Source organism: Halorhodospira abdelmalekii, assembly GCF_016583625.1.
GTDB lineage: Bacteria > Pseudomonadota > Gammaproteobacteria > Nitrococcales > Halorhodospiraceae > Halorhodospira > Halorhodospira abdelmalekii.
In genome coordinates, this window is record NZ_NRRN01000059.1 from 1 (window position 1) to 15,975 (window position 15,975).

Genomic DNA, 15,975 nt, shown 5'->3' on the forward strand with positions numbered 1-15,975 from the left:
AACACCTCCGGGACCTCCTGCCTCGGCCCCCTAGAAGGGCTCGCAGCTCAGAAGGAGACTTACGCCGGTGCCGTTGCCGCCTTGGCCGATGGCGCACGCACCACACTCGTCCTGGTCAGCCGCCCCGAGAAGAGCGCTCTTGATGAGGCGTCCCACTCCAGCGACGAGCTGCGGGCGCTCGGTGTGGGTAATCAGCATCTGGTGATCAACGGCCTGTTCCGCGCCAGCGATGACAGCGACCCGGTGGCGTGCGCCTTGGAAGCGCGGGGTCAGCGGGCGCTGGCGGCCATGCCGGACGCTCTTGCGGGGCTGCCGCGCAGCGAGCGCCCCTTGCGTGCCCGCGCACCCATGGGGCTCGCCGGTCTGCGACTGCTCCTCGGTAGTGAGGATGCTGCAGAGTCGTGCGTGGAGGAGCCGGCCACCACTCCCGAGGCCGAAAGCTTCGAGCGGCTGATCGACAGCTTGGAACGGGACGGCCGCGGTGCCGTCATGACGCTGGGCAAAGGGGGCGTCGGCAAGACCACCCTAGCCGCCCGCATCGCTGTAGCGCTCGCCGCGCGCGGGCACTCCGTGCACCTGACCACCACCGATCCGGCCGCCCACGTGGCATCAGCGGTGGGGGGCGAGCTGCCCGCCGGACTGACCATCGGGCGGATCGACCCCCGCGCCGAGACCGAGCGCTACCGTGCCGACGTCATGGCCACCGCCGGGGCGGATATGGACGCGGAGGGGCGCAAATTACTGGAGGAGGATCTGCGCTCCCCATGCACGGAGGAGATCGCGGTCTTCCAAGCCTTCGCCCGCACCGTTGCTCGGGCTGAGGATGAGATTGTGGTGCTGGATACGGCCCCCACCGGCCATACCATCCTGCTGCTGGACGCAGCCCAGGCCTACCACCGGGAGCTGGGCCGCCAGAGCCACGGTGTCGCTCCGGAGGTGGAGCAGTTGTTGCCGCGCCTGCGCGACCCGCACTACACCCGCATGCTGCTCTGCACCCTGCCGGAGGCCACTCCGGTACACGAGGCGGCCGCCCTGCAGGCCGATCTGCGCCGCGCCGGCATTGAACCGGCTGCTTGGATCGCCAATCAGTCACTGACCCCGCTGGCTGTCACCGATCCGGTGCTGCGCGCTCGTCAGGTGCATGAGGCGCGCTATCTGCGGGAGATTCTGGCGGAGCACCACAACCGGCTGGTTATCGAACCGTGGAGCGAGGAGCACTCATGAGCGAGACGCAGCGCGCAGCAACCGACGACGCGCCCTCCACCAAGGAGGGCATGGGCCTCTTTGAGCGCTACCTAACCATCTGGGTGGCGCTCGGGATGATCGCCGGTGTGCTCCTTGGGCAGTTCCTGCCCGTGGTGCCGGATACGCTGGCGCAGTTTGAGTATGCGCAGGTCTCCATCCCGGTGGCCATCCTCATCTGGGCCATGATCTACCCGATGATGGTGCAGATCGACTTCAGCTCCATCCTGGGGGTGCGCCGGCAACCGAAGGGGCTGGTGATCACCACTACGGTGAACTGGCTGATCAAGCCGTTCACCATGTTCGCCATCGCTTGGTTCTTTCTGCTGGTGCTCTTTCAGCCCTTTATCCCCGAGGATCTGGCCCGGGAGTACCTGGCCGGGGCGATCCTGTTGGGTGCAGCACCCTGCACGGCGATGGTCTTCGTCTGGAGCCACCTGACTCGGGGCGATGCCGCCTACACCCTGGTGCAGGTGTCGGTGAACGACATCATCATGCTCTTCGCCTTCGCCCCCATCGTGGTGCTGCTGCTCGGCATCTCCGATATCCAAGTGCCGTGGGATACCGTGGCGCTCTCGGTCTTCCTCTACATCGTCATCCCGCTGACCGCCGGCTACCTGACGCGGGTGTAGCTCATCCGCCATAAGGGCGTGGAGTGGTTCGACAGCGTCTTTATGAAGCGCTTGGCGCCGGTGACCCCGATTGGGTTGATTCTGACCCTGATCCTGCTCTTCGCCTTCCAAGGCGAAGTCATCCTGAACAACCCGTTGCACATCGTGCTGATCGCCATCCCGCTGATCGTTCAGACGTTCCTGATCTTCTTCATCGCCTACCGGTGGGCCAAAGCGTGGCGGGTGCAGCACTCGGTGGCCGCCCCCGGTGCTATGATCGGAGCGAGCAACTTCTTCGAGCTGGCCGTCGCCGCCGCCATTGCGCTATTCGGTCTGCAGTCGGGGGCCGCCTTAGCTACCGTGGTGGGTGTGTTGGTGGAGGTGCCACTGATGCTCGCACTGGTGCGCATCGCCAACCGGACGAAACACTGGTTCCCGGAGGAGACTCAACCGGGGCTGGCGCCGACGGCGAGCGGGTGAGCGATGACCTCCGAAGGCAGGGGCGCAGGTTCGAAATCATTTCGCAATCCCTAAGAAGACGGCCAAGCAACGCTCAACCTCCACCAGTGCATCCGGGTCGATGTGCCCGAAGGCTGGCCCTACTTTGCTACTTTGCTACTTTGCTACTTTGTCGCGTTTCACCGTCATGGTCTTGTCCACGGTAAGAACAGGATATCCCGGTACATCATGTGTGGTTGATGGCTCTTTAGAGGAAGCAAACTGTGTTGACGTAAGGGCACCTCTAAAAACCCCGCCTTTAGCCTACTAACCCATTGATAGTGTGTGCTGGAGCTGAGGTTTTTAGAGGTTCCCGTAATAGTCAGCAGGGTAGGGGACGGTCTTGATCCAAATTTCTGGGCGCTATGGATTAATTCACGTAGCCGTCCATGACCACCTTCGACAGCACCAAGCGTTCTCTCCCAGAACTGCTCAAGGACATCACCACCGGCAAGATCCAACTCCCCGATTTCCAGCGCTGCTGATCGTCAACCCCCGCATGACACTTGGCCGACGAGGGGGGTATCATGAACGGACAGATCCAAACCACAGAGACAGGGAAGGCAATTCATGAACGTATCGATCCCCGACTGGACGGCGGAAGGGGCTTTGCCGCCGCTGGATGCCCATAACCCGACATCCACAACGCGCTCTCCCTATCAGGCGTCGCTGATTGATCTCGTCCAGCGCTTCGGCACTTCACAGGAGCGCATCAGGATCCTTGATGGTTTGCTGCGCTATCGCCAGGGCCTGCATGATGTCGGGTTAACCCGGGGATTCCAGTGGCTGGATGGAAGCTATTTGGAAGATATCGAAGCGCTTGAAATGCGGCCTCCGAATGATATCGATGTTGTCAGCTTTATTGAATTTCCTGATGCGGCAAATCAGAAGGAGATTCTGGGTCAATTCAATGACGTTGTCGGAATGCATCCCGATGCACGTGCTGCGATCAAGGAACACTACCACGTTGATGCGTATTTCGTGCCCATGAATGTTATTCCTCCTGACAGGTTGGTCGAACGGTCGTCCTATTGGTACAGCATATGGTCACATCGCAGAGATGAGACATGGAAAGGCTTTGTCCAGGTTTCACTTTTTCCGGATCCATCTGCCAGAGAGCATCTTAACAGGCTCATGGATCAGGAGGGCTCTCAATGAACCATAAAGAGCGACTTGCCCTTGAGGCCGAGTTCAACAGCCTTCAATTAATGCTTGAAAAGATTCCCCAGGAAGATGTCCTGGACCGGGCTAGCGTAGAAGCCCGCTTGAACGTCGTCCAGGAACACCTCAATAATGCGGCTCCCTTTGAGCAGGTGCCTGCTCGTGCAGTGCTGACTTTTAGTGGGCGCCCGGTCACTGGGTCGGACGGTGTTGTTGCCGATTTTGCTGCCAAGGCATTGTCCTCCTTTTCCGAGGCAATCATTGCAGTCGGTGCTTCCTTGCATGCAACCCTGGCTCCCACCGGTCCCGTTCCAAATCGTCAGCAATACCAGATGATGATCACCGGTACAGCACGAGGTTCCTTTGGTTTTCAGCTACAGGAATCGTCTGCACAGCTCGAAATTGACGAGAGCAGCACAGTTTCCCGGGCCCTAGAGGCGACCCGAAACCTACTAGACAAAAGTGTAGGCATTGATGATGAACAGCTAGCAGAAGCCGCCGCAGATATGGATCAGAGGGCTTTGAACAAGATTCGTGACTTCGTTGTTGTCCTCAATGAGAACGAAGCGTTTTGTACACTCAAGCATGCTGAAAGATCATTTCATTTCAAGGATTCCGGCCAGGTCAAACGTAGCCTCGACCGACTGAGCACGGAGTATCTATCCGAAAGCGAGCAGGAGCTATCAGTCATATTTGGCGGTGCCCTCCCGCATCGGGGAAGTTGCGAATTTCAAATTGAAGGAAGCGGGGACTGGCTGACGGCCAAGATAGGGCCAGGAGTTGAATCCCCGGATTCCATCAATGACCATCGTGGCCAAGCAGTCAAGGCGAAGATGCTGGTAACCCGGGCCGGCCAAGGCAAACCCCGCTACAAGCTGTTGGAAGTGCCTTCATGGCCAGTAGATCAGTCGTTGGGATGATCTGGTGTTGCCCAGCCAACGTGGACACGGTGCTAGCTATTGAGCCGGGCCTCATAGTCCTCCGGGGATAGGTAGCCCAGGGTGCTATGAAGACGCTGGCGGTTGTAGTAGCCCTCGATGTACTCGAAGACGGCCTGGCGCATCGCGGCCCGCGCTGGAAATGACTCGCCGTGCAATGCCTCAACCTTCGGCGAGCGGGTGAGCGATGGCCTCCGAAGGCAGGGGGCGCAGGTTCGAAATCATTTCGCAATCCCTAAGAAGACGGCCAAGCAACGCTCAACCTCCACCAGTGCATCCGGGTCGATGTGCCCGAAGGCTGGACCTACTTTGTCGCGTTTCACCGTCATGGTCTTGTCCACCATCACCTGCGATGGTTTCTGCAAGCCGTTCTCTGCACTTGGCTGAACTGTGACACGCAGCAACGGTGCGGCAACGAGCGTGCTGGTGATGGGCAGAACGGTAACACTGCCGTGCTCGCTGAAGTGGTTGGCCTGAACCACAAGCGCAGGACGTGGCTTGCCAAAGTCGCCCTGCATCGCGATGGTCACCAGGTCGCCGCACACTATTCCGTCCAGCCGTCCACGTCTGCCAAGGCTTCATCCATGAGCTGCTGCATGGCGGTGTCGGCAATGTCGGCCTGAGCCACAAGCAGGCATTGGCGGCGACACTCATCCGCGAAGCCGGGGCGGCGCGTGTCCGGTACCCAGATTTGAACCGGACGAAGCCCCGCCATGCGCAGTGCATCGCGGTGCTTCTGAACTCGCTGATTAACGTGTGCTGTTGCCATTTCCAAGCCTCCAGTCAAGTTGCATGTAACATGGTGCGCTGCCCGCAAGTTACATGCAACAACAATTGGTAATGGCCTGTCAAGATTGAGCACGCCGGAGTTTGCCATCTTTTTTAACTATATCAAACCTCTAAGGCCTTAAAGTGCAGTCGAGAGAGTAGATGCCTAACAAAGCCATTCACGGGGACGTCTACTGCTTTGCGTCTTCGCCTCCAATCCGTGGCCGCCCGTGTTGCGGACGTTATCTTTCTTGAGGAACGACGTGCAGCATACGAGAAAAGACTTCTTGACAGCACCTATAGACAGGTGCTATCAATAGCCCTGCATCCAGCGAGGGTGTTAGCATGCAAACGAAATTTTCAGAGGATGTCATTCCCCTGTCCGACCTTAAGGTCAACCCAGGTAAAGTCGTAAGCCGGGTAAACGATACGCACAGACCGATCCTGCTAACTAGTAGAGGCAGAGGTGTTGCTGTAGTTCAATGCCTCGATGATTACGAGAAAACTGTCGAAGAGCTGCGGTTCATTAAGGCTGTGGCCCAGGGGCTGGCTGACCTTCGGGAAGGCAATACCGTTACGCTGGCTGAAGCGAAGAAAATACTTGGTGCAGAGTAAGTGAAGATCATCATCTCCCGCTCTGCCCTGAGTGATCTCCAGGAGATTAAAACTTATTACCTGGAGCAGGGTGCGCCGGACATTGGCCAGAAGTTTGTAAATGCCATATTGAATAATTTGCAAAGGCTGCGTGATCACCCGGACTCAGGCAGAAAGGTCCCCGAGTTTGATCAAGGCCGCATCCGGGAAATTATTCATCCACCATTTCGCGTGGTTTACCTGAGGAATGAATCATCGGTGAATCTGGTTCGGGTCTGGAGAAGCGGGAGGTTGCTATTGCTCCTCGATGAAGAAACGTAAAGGGGTCATGACGCCTTGGAATGCGCGCCCTGCCTAACGCGGCCCGCATCGGCTTCACCGCACGCCCATCATCCTGGGTGACAAGAAGTGCACCCACGACATCTTCGGCGAGTACATCGACCGCTACACCATTAAGCACGCTCTTCGCCCACACTCGTTCGCCCTGTTGCCGCTGTAACCGGAGGGCCACAGAGAGTGGGGCGGAGATCAAGCAGCAACGTCGTCACTGCGCGCCAGGCGCAGTGCCCGCAGGCGCGGTGTCTTCTTCCGCTGATGCTCCTGCATACGCAGTAAGATGCCATCGAGTGTCCGCACGGCCCGTTCAATGTAGGGGCCTTTGTTCAGCATGACGCACTCGGCGCGACCGGCCATCGCGGCATCGGTCAGTTCGGGGCGCGATACTACCCCCTTCTTAGCCAACGTCTCTAGCACTTGGGTGGCCCAGATCACCGGCACGTGGGCCGCCTCGCAGAGCCACAAGAGCTCCTCCTGGATCTCTGCTAGGCGTTCACCGCCGATCTCGACCGCCAAATCGCCCCGCGCAATCATCACACCGAGGCGGTGGCGTCCGATCGTGCTCAGGATGATCTCGCTGAGGTTCTCAACCGCCCGGCGGGTCTCGATCTTGGCGATGATCCCCATATCGGTCGCGCCGCGTTCGCTCAGTGCCTGGCTGAGCGCTTCCATGTCGGCACGGCTCTCGACGAAGGAGTAACCGATCAGGTCGGCGTGTTCGATGACGAAGTCGAGATCAGCGAGGTCGCTGCGGCTCAACGGCGGCAAACCGAGATCAACGCCTGGAAAGTTTAGCCCCTTATCGGCTTGTAAGCGCACCCCGCTAGGGCGGCTGTAACGAATCGTAAGCAGCGCTCCATTTTCATCGACGCGCTCAATCACGCCGCCGAGCTTGCCGTCGTCGATCCACACCTCGTGCCCGGGCAGCAGGCGGGAAATCACCTGCGGATGGGAGCAGGCGATGCGGGCCGGGCTCACCAGCGCTCCACGCTGATCCCGCTGTTCCGGCTCGCCACAGCCCGGCGAGCGCATCAGCAACAGCTGGTCGCCTTCATAGAGGCGGATCTCGACGGGCTGGATGGCAAAGTTGGCAGCCAGGAACTTCTCAGCAACCATGCGCCAGCCGCCGCGCTGGTGATCGCGGCGCTCGGCGACAAAACTCGTATGCGGCGTGACGTAGGCCGATTGGTCGCTCTGTCCGATAAAACCGCCACTGGGGCGGGGCCGCTCAATGCGGATCTGGCGCTGCTTGCCGCGGGCGTCGAGAAATCGCAACCGATCACCGGCGTGGAGGACCGTGAGGACCGCTTCGGGAAGTTGTAATCGGATGGAGGTGCCGGTATGCCGATTGGGTGCCTCCGGCAACTCGTTGTCGTCCAACCCCGCTGCGGTAGAGGCAACGAGCTCGACGAGCGCCGGTGCAATGACTTGACCGTACACGTTGCGTTCGGGGCGCAGGCGGACCACGGGCAGTCGCTCGGCCAGCGGACCGGTTCGTACCTTATGTCCGGGTAAATCCATCAGCACCCGGCAGCGCACGCCGTGTTTTGCCTCAGCTGTGCGCACACGCTGCACCATGCGCAGCCACGTCGTGCGGTCGTCGTGTGCGCAGTTGATGCGAGCGCAGTCCATGCCTGCGGCCACCAGCGTATCGATCAACTGCGGATCATCCGCCGCTGCCCTCGGCAGCGTCACCATGATACGCACCTCGCGATGCAGCGGCGGGCGACCGAAAAGCGCCAGCGTGTGATTGGCTAGCGCCTGCGCGCCCATCACGAATCCCGGCCCCCGCACGGCCGGTGGCGGCGGTTCGCGATCGGTCAAGGCACACAACACCTCGATCACCCGATCTAAGGCGGCCAGGAGGTGCGCTTCACTGCGTCCCAGTGACGAGAGGCCGTGGCGAAGCAGCAGCGGTTGCAATGGCCGGACGTCTTCGTTGCGCAGCGCCAGGTAGTGCGCCAGATTCTCTGCACTCGGAGTTACGACCCCGCCAGGAAAGGCGTCCGCGAAGCGTGCTAGGCGCGCCTCGGCGCCACAGACAACACGCTCGCGCAGCGCGAGCAACGCCTCAAGAAGTTGCACGGAGTCACCAGACTCCAGCTGCCCCTGCACATCCGATCTCATTACTGTCCCCTCTGCCGAAAATCACACCAAAGCAATGATTTAGCGCCTACGCCCTTGCGTATTTTGTGCAAGGTCTCCTTGTTTTGGTCGCAATTTCCAGCCGTTAGTTATAGCGCTTGAACCTCTTCTGCAGACGGTTGCGAAGCAAAATAGCCGACAGATTTAGGATCACGACGATCATCAGAAGTAGTAGCGCGGTTCCGTATTGCAGCGGCCTAGTCTCTTCAATGTTGGTTCCAGCAGTCGCCAGAACGTAGATGTGATACGGCATGGCCATCACTTCGTCGAAGATCGATGACGGCAACTGTGCCGTGGAAAAGACCGCGGCTGTGAACATGATGGGGGCTGTTTCGCCTGCCGCGCGGCTCAGGCCAAGAATCAGTCCAGTCAGCATGCTGGCAAAGGCGGTCGGCAGAACGATCTTGAAAATCGTCTGCCATTTTGTCGCCCCAAGCGCCAGCGAAGCTTCGCGAACATTTTGCGGAACGGCCCGCAAAGATTCTTCGGCGGAGGCAATGACCAGCGGAAGGATAAACGCTGCCAACGTCAAGGCGCCGGCGATCAAGCTGACCCCCATGCCGAGGATGATGACAAAAAAGGCAAGTCCGAAGAGGCCGTATACAACAGACGGCACGCCAGCCAGGTTGACGACGCCCTGGCGGATGAGGCGAACCCAAAAACCATCCTTGGCAAATTCGTTGAGGTAGATGGCGGTGCAAACTCCGATCGGAAAAGCGAAAAGAACCGCGCCAATAGCTAGGTAGACGGTGCCGACAATAGTTGGCAGGATGCCGCCTTGAGTCATCGAGGCACGCGGCATTTCAGTGATAAACGACCAGCTGATCGCCTGAATGCCGTTAATTGCGATGAACAAAAGGAACGCAACCAAGGCCAGAACGTTGATCAGCGCGGTCAGGCTGAGCAGAGTGAACATGGTTCTCTGCGTGACTCGCCGGACTTTGTTTCTGGATGAGTGGTCAGTCACGTCGGGCTCCATTCAAGAAGACAAATGCAAAAGCGAATTGACCTGAGCAGAACACAGGGCTATTCGAACTGCCGGTACTTGTTGGCGAAGTACGTGGCTACAGCATTGAACATGAAGGTAATGAAAAACAGTATCAGCCCGATGGCAAAGAGTGCGTGATAGTGCTCTCCTCTGAACGGAGCATTCCCCATTTCCGCAGCAATATTGGCGGGCATGGGCCGAACCGGATCGAAAATGGACTCTGGGATAATGGCCGCGCCGCCGGCAACCATCAGCACCACCATGGTCTCGCCAATCGCCCGCGCAAGTCCGAGAACAACGGCCGTACTGATGCCTGTAAGCGATGCGGGAAAGACGACTGAATAGATGGTTTCCCACCTCGTTGCGCCAAGCGCAAGGGCGCCTTCGCGCATGGATTTGGGTACGCTGTAGATGGCGTCCTCGGCAATACTGGCGATCGTCGGAACCGACATGAATGCGAGCATGATGGCAGCGTTCAACACATTCAGGCCGGTGGAGATGCCTAAGGTATTCTGCATCCAGGGAGCTACGACCACCATGCCGAAGAAGCCGATGACAACCGTCGGCAGCCCTTCAATCAGCTCGATAACGGGCTTGACCACCGATCGAACCTGCGACGGTGCAATTTCGGCAAGATAGAGCGCGGTGCCGATTCCGAGTGGAATGGCAAACAGTGCCGAGAGCGCTACTACGCTGGCGGTTCCAGCAATCATCGGCAGTATGCCGTAATCGGGTGGAACGTAGGTCGGGTACCACTCCGTGCCGGTTATAAAGTCCCAGAACGAGATTTTCTCGAAGATGGGCAGCCCTTCCATCATCAGGAAGAGGGCGATAAGAGCCAAAAGGATGATGCCGCTCGCGCCGATCAACAAGAAGATGATATGAACGATCAGGTCGATCGTGCGATTGGTTATCAGACCACGTGCCCGGATCGTCTTCGCCGTTGCTACGCGATGCTCAACTGCCGACATCGGATATTACCTCGCTAACCACTGCCCAGTGTGAGTTCATGAGTGCACGACAAAAGGAAGAAAAAGCGCAGGCTCCAATTTGGCGCCTGCGCTGACGACACTCCAACCAAACAGGCCGGCTCAATAGAGTGGCACATACCCGGTGCGCTCAACGGCCTTTTGCCCACGCTCAGGGTGCAGCAGGAAGTTGATAAAACGCAGCGTTTCGCCGGTCGGCCAATTGTTGGTGAAGACCCACAGTGTGCGGGCAATCGGCCAGTCTCCCGTCTGGATATTGTCATTGGTCGGCACGATCCCATCTAGGGTGATCGGCTGCAGGCGGCCAGTGAGGTAACCGACACCAACATAGCCAATGGCATCGCGGTTTTCAGAGACAGCCGAAACGATGGCGCCATTGGACGCCAGCAGCTGGGTGCGGCCACTGACCCGATCGCCCTTGAGTACGCGTTCGACCCACACACCATAAGTACCGGAAGAGGAGTCACGCGAGATCGACACGATGCGACGGTCCCGGCCACCCAACTCACTCCAGTTGGTGATGCTGCCGTTGTAGATGCCGCGCAGCTGCTCACTGGTCAGTTCTTTGACAGGATTGTCAGGGTGGACCACCGGGATAATGCCGTCGAGGGCGATCGCAAATGGAACGACGTATACGCCGTTGTCGAAAGCTTGCTGGACTTCGCTATCACGGATCCAGCGCGACGACATACCAATGTCGGTCATGCTGTCGATAACGGCGCGGATGCCGTTGCCAGAACCGGTGCCGGCGACCGAGAAGTTGGTGCCATACCTCTCGGTATACATCTCGGTTGCTTCTTGCAAGATGGGAAGGTTGGTGGTTGAGCCGTTGATGCTGATTTGGCTGCGAGCTTCAGCGGTGATCGAACCGACGCAAAGGCCCATTCCGACTGCCGCCACCACAGCCAATTTTGCTGACTTAATCATTTTCTGCTCCCGATCGACGGTAAAGATCTGATTGATCGCCATGAATCGCTTCAATCAACCAGCAATCTGGCATCAAGACGCGACGGATAACATCGTACGAGGAATGTCTTGCGGCGATGTTTCTGCTTTGTTGCAGATCTTTTACAAGCCAAATTCGGAAGAGGCACAGACAAGCTGCCCGCTGCACCATGTCACTGGTCGAGCTAGGGCTTATCTGGCGGCGCAGTGGGCGCGACCGCGGTAGAGCAGTCAAGCCGAATGGCTTTTGTAGTTTCCCGGTCAAGCAGTCAATGGATCAACGGATCAACGGATCAACGGATCAACGGCGATCGCCGGTCGCCTCGCGGGCCATCTGCTCATAACTGGTGTGGCGGACGTTCTTCCCCCGCACGAAGTAGACGACATACTCGCAAATGTTGCGCGCTCGGTCGCCGACCCGCTCTAGGGAGCGGGCAGTCCAGACCACATCCATGGCCCGCGGGATCGTCTCCGGATAGTTCATCATTTGATCCATCAGCCGGTGCACGATGACTTCGTATTGGCTGTCGGCGTGGATATCTTGCTGAGCGACCCGCACCGCCTGCTCGACATCCATGCGGGCGAAGGCATCAAGGGCTGAGTGCAGCATGGAGCAGACGTGCGCGCCCAACTCGCCGAGTTCTTGGATCGGTCCGGTCTTGCGGTCCAACTCGAGAAAGTGCAGCGCCATCCGTCCGATCCGTTCGGCCTCATCGCCGATGCGCTCAAGATCGGTGATGGTCTTGATCACCGCCACCACCAGCCGCAAGTCAGAGGCCGTCGGCTGGCGGCGCACTAGTATCTGGGTGCACTCCTCATCGAGCTGCACCTCCAGGGCGTTGACCTTATAGTCGCTGATCACCACCTTCTCGGCGAGTTCCATCCGCCCCTCGGCCATGGCCTTGATGGCCTCGCTCAGCTGCTCCTCCACCAGCCCGCCCATCACCATCACCTTACGGTGAATCTCCTCAAGCTCGACATTGAAGCGCTGCGAGATGTGCTGCTTGAAGAAATTCTTCTCCATTGACTCTTGGCTGCTGCTCATAGCGAAGCTCCTGCTCCTTAGCCGTAACGGCCGGTGATGTAATCTTCGGTCTGCTTATTGGCAGGGGTGGTGAACAGCGTATCGGTATCGGCGAATTCAATCAGCTCGCCCATGTAGAGAAACGCGGTAAAGTCAGAGACACGAGCCGCCTGCTGCATATTATGCGTGACAATGACAATCGTGTATTGATCCTTGAGCTCAAGCATCAACTCTTCGATCTTGAGGGTCGCCAACGGATCGAGTGCCGAGGCCGGTTCGTCAAGGAGCAGCACATCCGGCTCAACTGCAATTGCCCGAGCGATCACAAGCCGCTGCTGTTGGCCGCCGGAGAGGCCAAAGGCGTTCTCATGCAGCCGATCTTTGACCTCGTCCCACAGCGCCGCGCGGCGCAACGAACGCTCCACCGCTTCGTTCAACGCGCGACGGTTGCGCACCCCTTGGAGCCGTAAGCCGTAGGCAACGTTCTCGTAAATCGTCTTGGGAAAGGGGTTCGGCTTTTGGAAGACCATACCGATTCGCCGCCGCAGCTCCGGCACATCGACCTGGCGCGAGTAGATATCCTCACCATCAAGGCAGATGCATCCCTCAATCCGGCAGCCATTAACAAGATCGTTCATGCGATTGAAGCAGCGCAGCAGTGTCGACTTGCCGCAGCCCGAGGGGCCGATAAAGGCGGTGATCTGCCGGCACGGGATCCGCATATCGATCCCTTTCAGCACCTGATCTTTGCCGTACCACAGCTTGAGATCATCCACCTTCAGGCAGACCTCGTCACCAACCTCTCGCGGTGCCTTCCCCGCAGCCCGTGTTGTCGCACCGCGCGTAAAGCTGGGTATCGCAGGAGTCAGCCGCGGCGACTCGGGCGAGTCCGGCGGCGGTGCGGTCGCCGCCTCTGTGGTCATCAAACTCATCAAACGCTCCTCCTACAACTTAGAAGAGTTGACCGACGCTGCTACCGACGAAGCCAACGTAAAAAAAGCCCAGGGGCTTCACGCGCCCAGACCAACACTACACTCCACCGCTGTTTGGGTTCGCCACCCAGCGGTTGCGATTCTGAGGGATTGACCTGACGGCTTCTTGAAGGTTTGGTTACAGAAGGATGACAGCGTTGCGGCGTCGTCCTGCTCGGGTTCTCCCCCTCGCGCCCGGCAGGCGATGCGGCGAGCGCACTCGCCAAGGGCGCGGCCGAGTTGGCCGTCGACGAGCAGGTCGTGGAGAGCGGCGCTAATCTGTTCGACGTTGCTGCCACGGCGCAGAGAGCCGCCCCGTTCCAGGCGATGGGCTAGGGCGCGGGTTTGCGCATCGAGGTAAGGCCGCCCACGGTGAGGGCCGGCTACCATGGGTAGGCCCGCGCGGGCTGGCAGCGTTGGATCGGGGTGGCCATCGTTGACGAGCGTGGAGCCGACAAAGGCCGCATCGCTTGCCGCATAGAAGAGGCCGAGCTCCTCGGTCGTATCGAGCAGATAGACTTCGTCCTCGGCTGAGCAGCCAGCGCCGTCGCTGTGGCGCGCGACCTGCAGGCCAGCGTGGCGACAGCGGGCATAGATCTCGCCGCTACTGCAGTCGTGGGCAGGACTCAGCACCAGCAGCAGGTGAGGGTGGTGGCAGCGCAAGCGCGTGCCGACCTCAATAAGGGGTTCGATCTCGTGCGGTTGAAGACCGCCTGCGAGACAGACTTTGCGCGTTGCTCCAAGCCCCTCGCGAATCGCCTCTGCTGCTAGGCGGTAGCGGCTCAGCGGTCGCTGCTCGCGAGCCAGCAACACCCGGTGCCACTCGTGTGTCATGATAGAATCCGTCCGCATTTGCATTGTATTACGTCCTCTCGCGTTGTTTGGTCCGGGCGCGACGCTCCGCCGTGGGTTTGTTGTGCGGTTGCGCGCGCTGCCGTCCCGTCTTCTTGTTCTTCACCGACGTCGTAGCGCACCTGTACTGGTGCGCTTGGGTCCGTGACATCGGTGAGCCGTGACTTACCCGCGACTATAGCGCGCCGCTGATTGCGGTTTGATGACGCGCGTATTCCTCTGCACCGTGGTAGTCACCCCTGGTTCATCCCTCTGTCACCTTTCAGCAACGACGCCCCACTAAAGTGAGCGCCGAGTATTGGGCCGAGTGGGCCCAATCCCTTTTGGTGGATCGTGGAGGCTGTCTGCATGAGAGGAATCAACACTTGCGCGCGCTATCTGTCGACGGCGGCCGTTCTGGGGGTCGGGCTCGGTGTCGGTATGCCGGTCTTCGCCAGCTACCCCGACATGGATATTCGTGGGCGGTTGATGGTCGATTACCACATGATTAACGAGGACGAGACCGAGTTTGTCGACGGTTTCAATGTTCGCCGAGCGCGGATCGGTGTCAACGGCGCGTTGGCCGAAGGCTGGGACGGTCGGGTTGAGGTCGACTTTGCCGGTGCCAGTGTCAGTCCCAACGACTTCCGCTTGCGCTATCGCCTACCCACGGGCGGTCGCTTGTGGATTGGTCAGTACAAGGTGCCGCAAGGTTTCCAGGAGCTTAACAGCTCGGTCTCCATCTCGTTGATGGAGCGGCCCGCGGTGACCAATAACATCGCCGATGGGCGCCGTTTGGGGCTCGCCTACGCTCACGACGCCGATACCTTCGGCTTTAAGACGATGTTCTTTGGCAGCTCGATCGGTGGGGCTCCGGATGACGGCGATCAGCCGATCGGCTTGGCCGGGCGTGCCTACTTCGCACCGCACATCGGAGCGAATGGGCGGCTGCACTTAGGCGCCTCAGTGGTGCGCGAGGACCACGACGTGGCGCGCTCTGTGAGTTTGGGGGATCGGCCCGAAATGCGTGATGGTAGCGGCGGTACACGGTTCCCGGTGGACGTTGACGGCGACGAAGATAGGATCAGGGTGGGCGATGTCGAGGATAGCCTTAAGCTCGGGGTGGAGGCGGTCTATGCAGCGGGTCCCTTCTCAGTGGTCGCCGAGTACTTGCGAGCGACCTATAACAACGAGGCGGGAGTCGACCCGACTTTCGATGGCTTCTACGTCGAGGGCACCTACGTCCTGACAGGTGAGAGCCGCCCCTACTCACCCGGTGGCTTCGGGCGCATCAGCCCGTCAAGCCCCAGTGGGGCCTGGGAGCTTGCGGCGCGCTACAGTTTCATGGATCTGAACGACTCTGGCTTCAACGGCGGCGAGCGCACCAACCTGGTGCTCGGGGTGAACTACTACGTCAGCTCGCGGCTGCGCATGATGGCCAACGTCGTCTTTGCCGATGTCAGCAATCGTGACGGGATCGACGACGACAGCCCGACGCTGGTCGGTGGTCGTGCCCAGTGGTCCTTCTAAGAAGCGTGCCAAATGGCTGGGGCCTTGGGATCTGCGCTTTGGCCACTGGCCCCTGGTTCGCTGAGAGCCAATAAGCGTCAGTAGTTTGCAGCATCCTTAGGTTAAGCAGCATCTGTAAATCTGTAGTGCGCATCTACTGCCGGCCGGGTTGCTGGACAATGCCCCCGGCCGGCCCCGATCCAGAGTGATTTCTGGATGATTGTGCTGCTCCGAATTTCATACTCGAAAGTGCTCATTCGGTGATTCGCTCTCCGTTGATAGCACCCGGGTGTGGCCGGGCGAGCAACTGGAGTCCTGGTTGAGCAGTCCCAACCGGAGGCGCTCAGTCCGTTCCAGCAAGATCGCCTTGACCCGCTTGAACGGAGTGAACCGCTCAATATCCGGGTCAAACAACCGTGCTAGCA

At 59.4% G+C, this 15,975-nt stretch carries 15 protein-coding genes and 3 pseudogenes; 7 read left to right on the forward strand and 11 right to left on the reverse strand.

The window, feature by feature from the left end; all coding sequences use genetic code 11:
* The 4 genes and pseudogenes from CKO15_RS11915 to CKO15_RS11930 all read left to right on the forward strand — a co-directional run.
* Positions 1-1,224 (forward strand): ArsA-related P-loop ATPase (locus CKO15_RS11915; protein WP_200196556.1); only part of this gene is annotated, 1,224 nt, incomplete at its 5' end.
* Positions 1,221-2,333: pseudogene (gene arsB / locus CKO15_RS11920) on the forward strand (ACR3 family arsenite efflux transporter). The gene CKO15_RS11915 and the pseudogene arsB, both read left to right, overlap by 4 nt.
* A 588-nt stretch (positions 2,334-2,921) precedes the next feature.
* A complete protein-coding gene (locus CKO15_RS11925; protein ID WP_200196559.1) occupies positions 2,922-3,509 on the forward strand; it encodes a DUF6932 family protein in 588 nt (195 codons plus the stop codon).
* On the forward strand, positions 3,506-4,432 hold the full coding sequence (locus tag CKO15_RS11930; protein WP_200196562.1) for a hypothetical protein: 927 nt from the start codon (positions 3,506-3,508) through the stop codon (positions 4,430-4,432). Before CKO15_RS11925 ends, CKO15_RS11930 begins: the two co-directional genes overlap by 4 nt.
* 32 nt (positions 4,433-4,464) lie before the next feature.
* Here CKO15_RS11930 and CKO15_RS11935 read toward each other — a convergent pair.
* The 3 genes and pseudogenes from CKO15_RS11935 to CKO15_RS11945 form a co-directional block, all read right to left on the reverse strand.
* A pseudogene (locus CKO15_RS11935) lies at positions 4,465-4,638 on the reverse strand (IS3 family transposase); the annotation flags it as partial.
* 33 nt (positions 4,639-4,671) lie between these two features.
* Entirely contained in the window at positions 4,672-4,980 is a 309-nt protein-coding gene (locus tag CKO15_RS11940) for a type II toxin-antitoxin system PemK/MazF family toxin (RefSeq protein ID WP_476729767.1), read from the reverse strand.
* Between the two features lie 14 nt (positions 4,981-4,994).
* Positions 4,995-5,219, reverse strand: coding sequence for an antitoxin MazE family protein (locus CKO15_RS11945; protein ID WP_200196566.1), 225 nt, complete (start codon positions 5,217-5,219; stop codon positions 4,995-4,997).
* Positions 5,220-5,563: 344 nt separating this feature from the next.
* On the opposite strand from CKO15_RS11945, the gene CKO15_RS11950 reads away from it, so the two are divergent.
* Both CKO15_RS11950 and CKO15_RS11955 read left to right on the forward strand, forming a co-directional pair.
* The gene (locus CKO15_RS11950; protein ID WP_200196569.1) at positions 5,564-5,833 is read left to right on the forward strand and encodes a type II toxin-antitoxin system Phd/YefM family antitoxin; all 270 of its coding nucleotides are present in this window, start codon (positions 5,564-5,566) and stop codon (positions 5,831-5,833) included.
* Positions 5,834-6,133 (forward strand): type II toxin-antitoxin system RelE/ParE family toxin, encoded by a 300-nt coding sequence (locus CKO15_RS11955; protein WP_200196571.1) that lies wholly within the window; start codon positions 5,834-5,836, stop codon positions 6,131-6,133. It begins immediately after the preceding gene.
* 207 nt (positions 6,134-6,340) lie between these two features.
* On the opposite strand, the gene CKO15_RS11960 is transcribed toward CKO15_RS11955, so the two are convergent.
* From CKO15_RS11960 to CKO15_RS11990, 7 genes are all read right to left on the reverse strand, one after another.
* Positions 6,341-8,275: a pyruvate kinase gene (locus CKO15_RS11960; protein ID WP_200196574.1), complete on the reverse strand. Its 1,935-nt coding sequence runs from the start codon at positions 8,273-8,275 to the stop codon at positions 6,341-6,343.
* A gap of 103 nt (positions 8,276-8,378) precedes the next feature.
* A complete protein-coding gene (gene pstA, locus CKO15_RS11965; RefSeq protein WP_200196576.1) occupies positions 8,379-9,209 on the reverse strand; it encodes a phosphate ABC transporter permease PstA in 831 nt (276 codons plus the stop codon).
* 110 nt (positions 9,210-9,319) lie between these two features.
* Positions 9,320-10,252, reverse strand: coding sequence for a phosphate ABC transporter permease subunit PstC (gene pstC / locus CKO15_RS11970; protein WP_200196579.1), 933 nt, complete (start codon positions 10,250-10,252; stop codon positions 9,320-9,322).
* A gap of 120 nt (positions 10,253-10,372) precedes the next feature.
* Positions 10,373-11,239, reverse strand: a complete 867-nt coding sequence (locus CKO15_RS11975; RefSeq protein WP_200196582.1) for a phosphate ABC transporter substrate-binding protein — start codon at positions 11,237-11,239, stop codon at positions 10,373-10,375.
* A gap of 277 nt (positions 11,240-11,516) precedes the next feature.
* Positions 11,517-12,239 (reverse strand): phosphate signaling complex protein PhoU, encoded by a 723-nt coding sequence (gene phoU, locus CKO15_RS11980; protein ID WP_200196590.1) that lies wholly within the window; start codon positions 12,237-12,239, stop codon positions 11,517-11,519.
* Positions 12,240-12,277: 38 nt separating this feature from the next.
* On the reverse strand, positions 12,278-13,096 hold the full coding sequence (pstB, locus tag CKO15_RS11985) for a phosphate ABC transporter ATP-binding protein PstB (protein ID WP_338036059.1): 819 nt from the start codon (positions 13,094-13,096) through the stop codon (positions 12,278-12,280).
* A 153-nt stretch (positions 13,097-13,249) separates the two neighbouring features.
* Positions 13,250-14,044, reverse strand: coding sequence for a 3-deoxy-D-manno-octulosonic acid transferase (locus tag CKO15_RS11990; RefSeq protein ID WP_200196584.1), 795 nt, complete (start codon positions 14,042-14,044; stop codon positions 13,250-13,252).
* A gap of 366 nt (positions 14,045-14,410) precedes the next feature.
* On the opposite strand from CKO15_RS11990, the gene CKO15_RS11995 reads away from it, so the two are divergent.
* Positions 14,411-15,571, forward strand: coding sequence for an OprO/OprP family phosphate-selective porin (locus CKO15_RS11995; protein ID WP_200196586.1), 1,161 nt, complete (start codon positions 14,411-14,413; stop codon positions 15,569-15,571).
* 216 nt (positions 15,572-15,787) lie between these two features.
* On the opposite strand, the pseudogene CKO15_RS12000 reads toward CKO15_RS11995, so the two are convergent.
* Positions 15,788-15,975, reverse strand: a pseudogene (locus CKO15_RS12000) (RNA-guided endonuclease TnpB family protein); the annotation flags it as partial.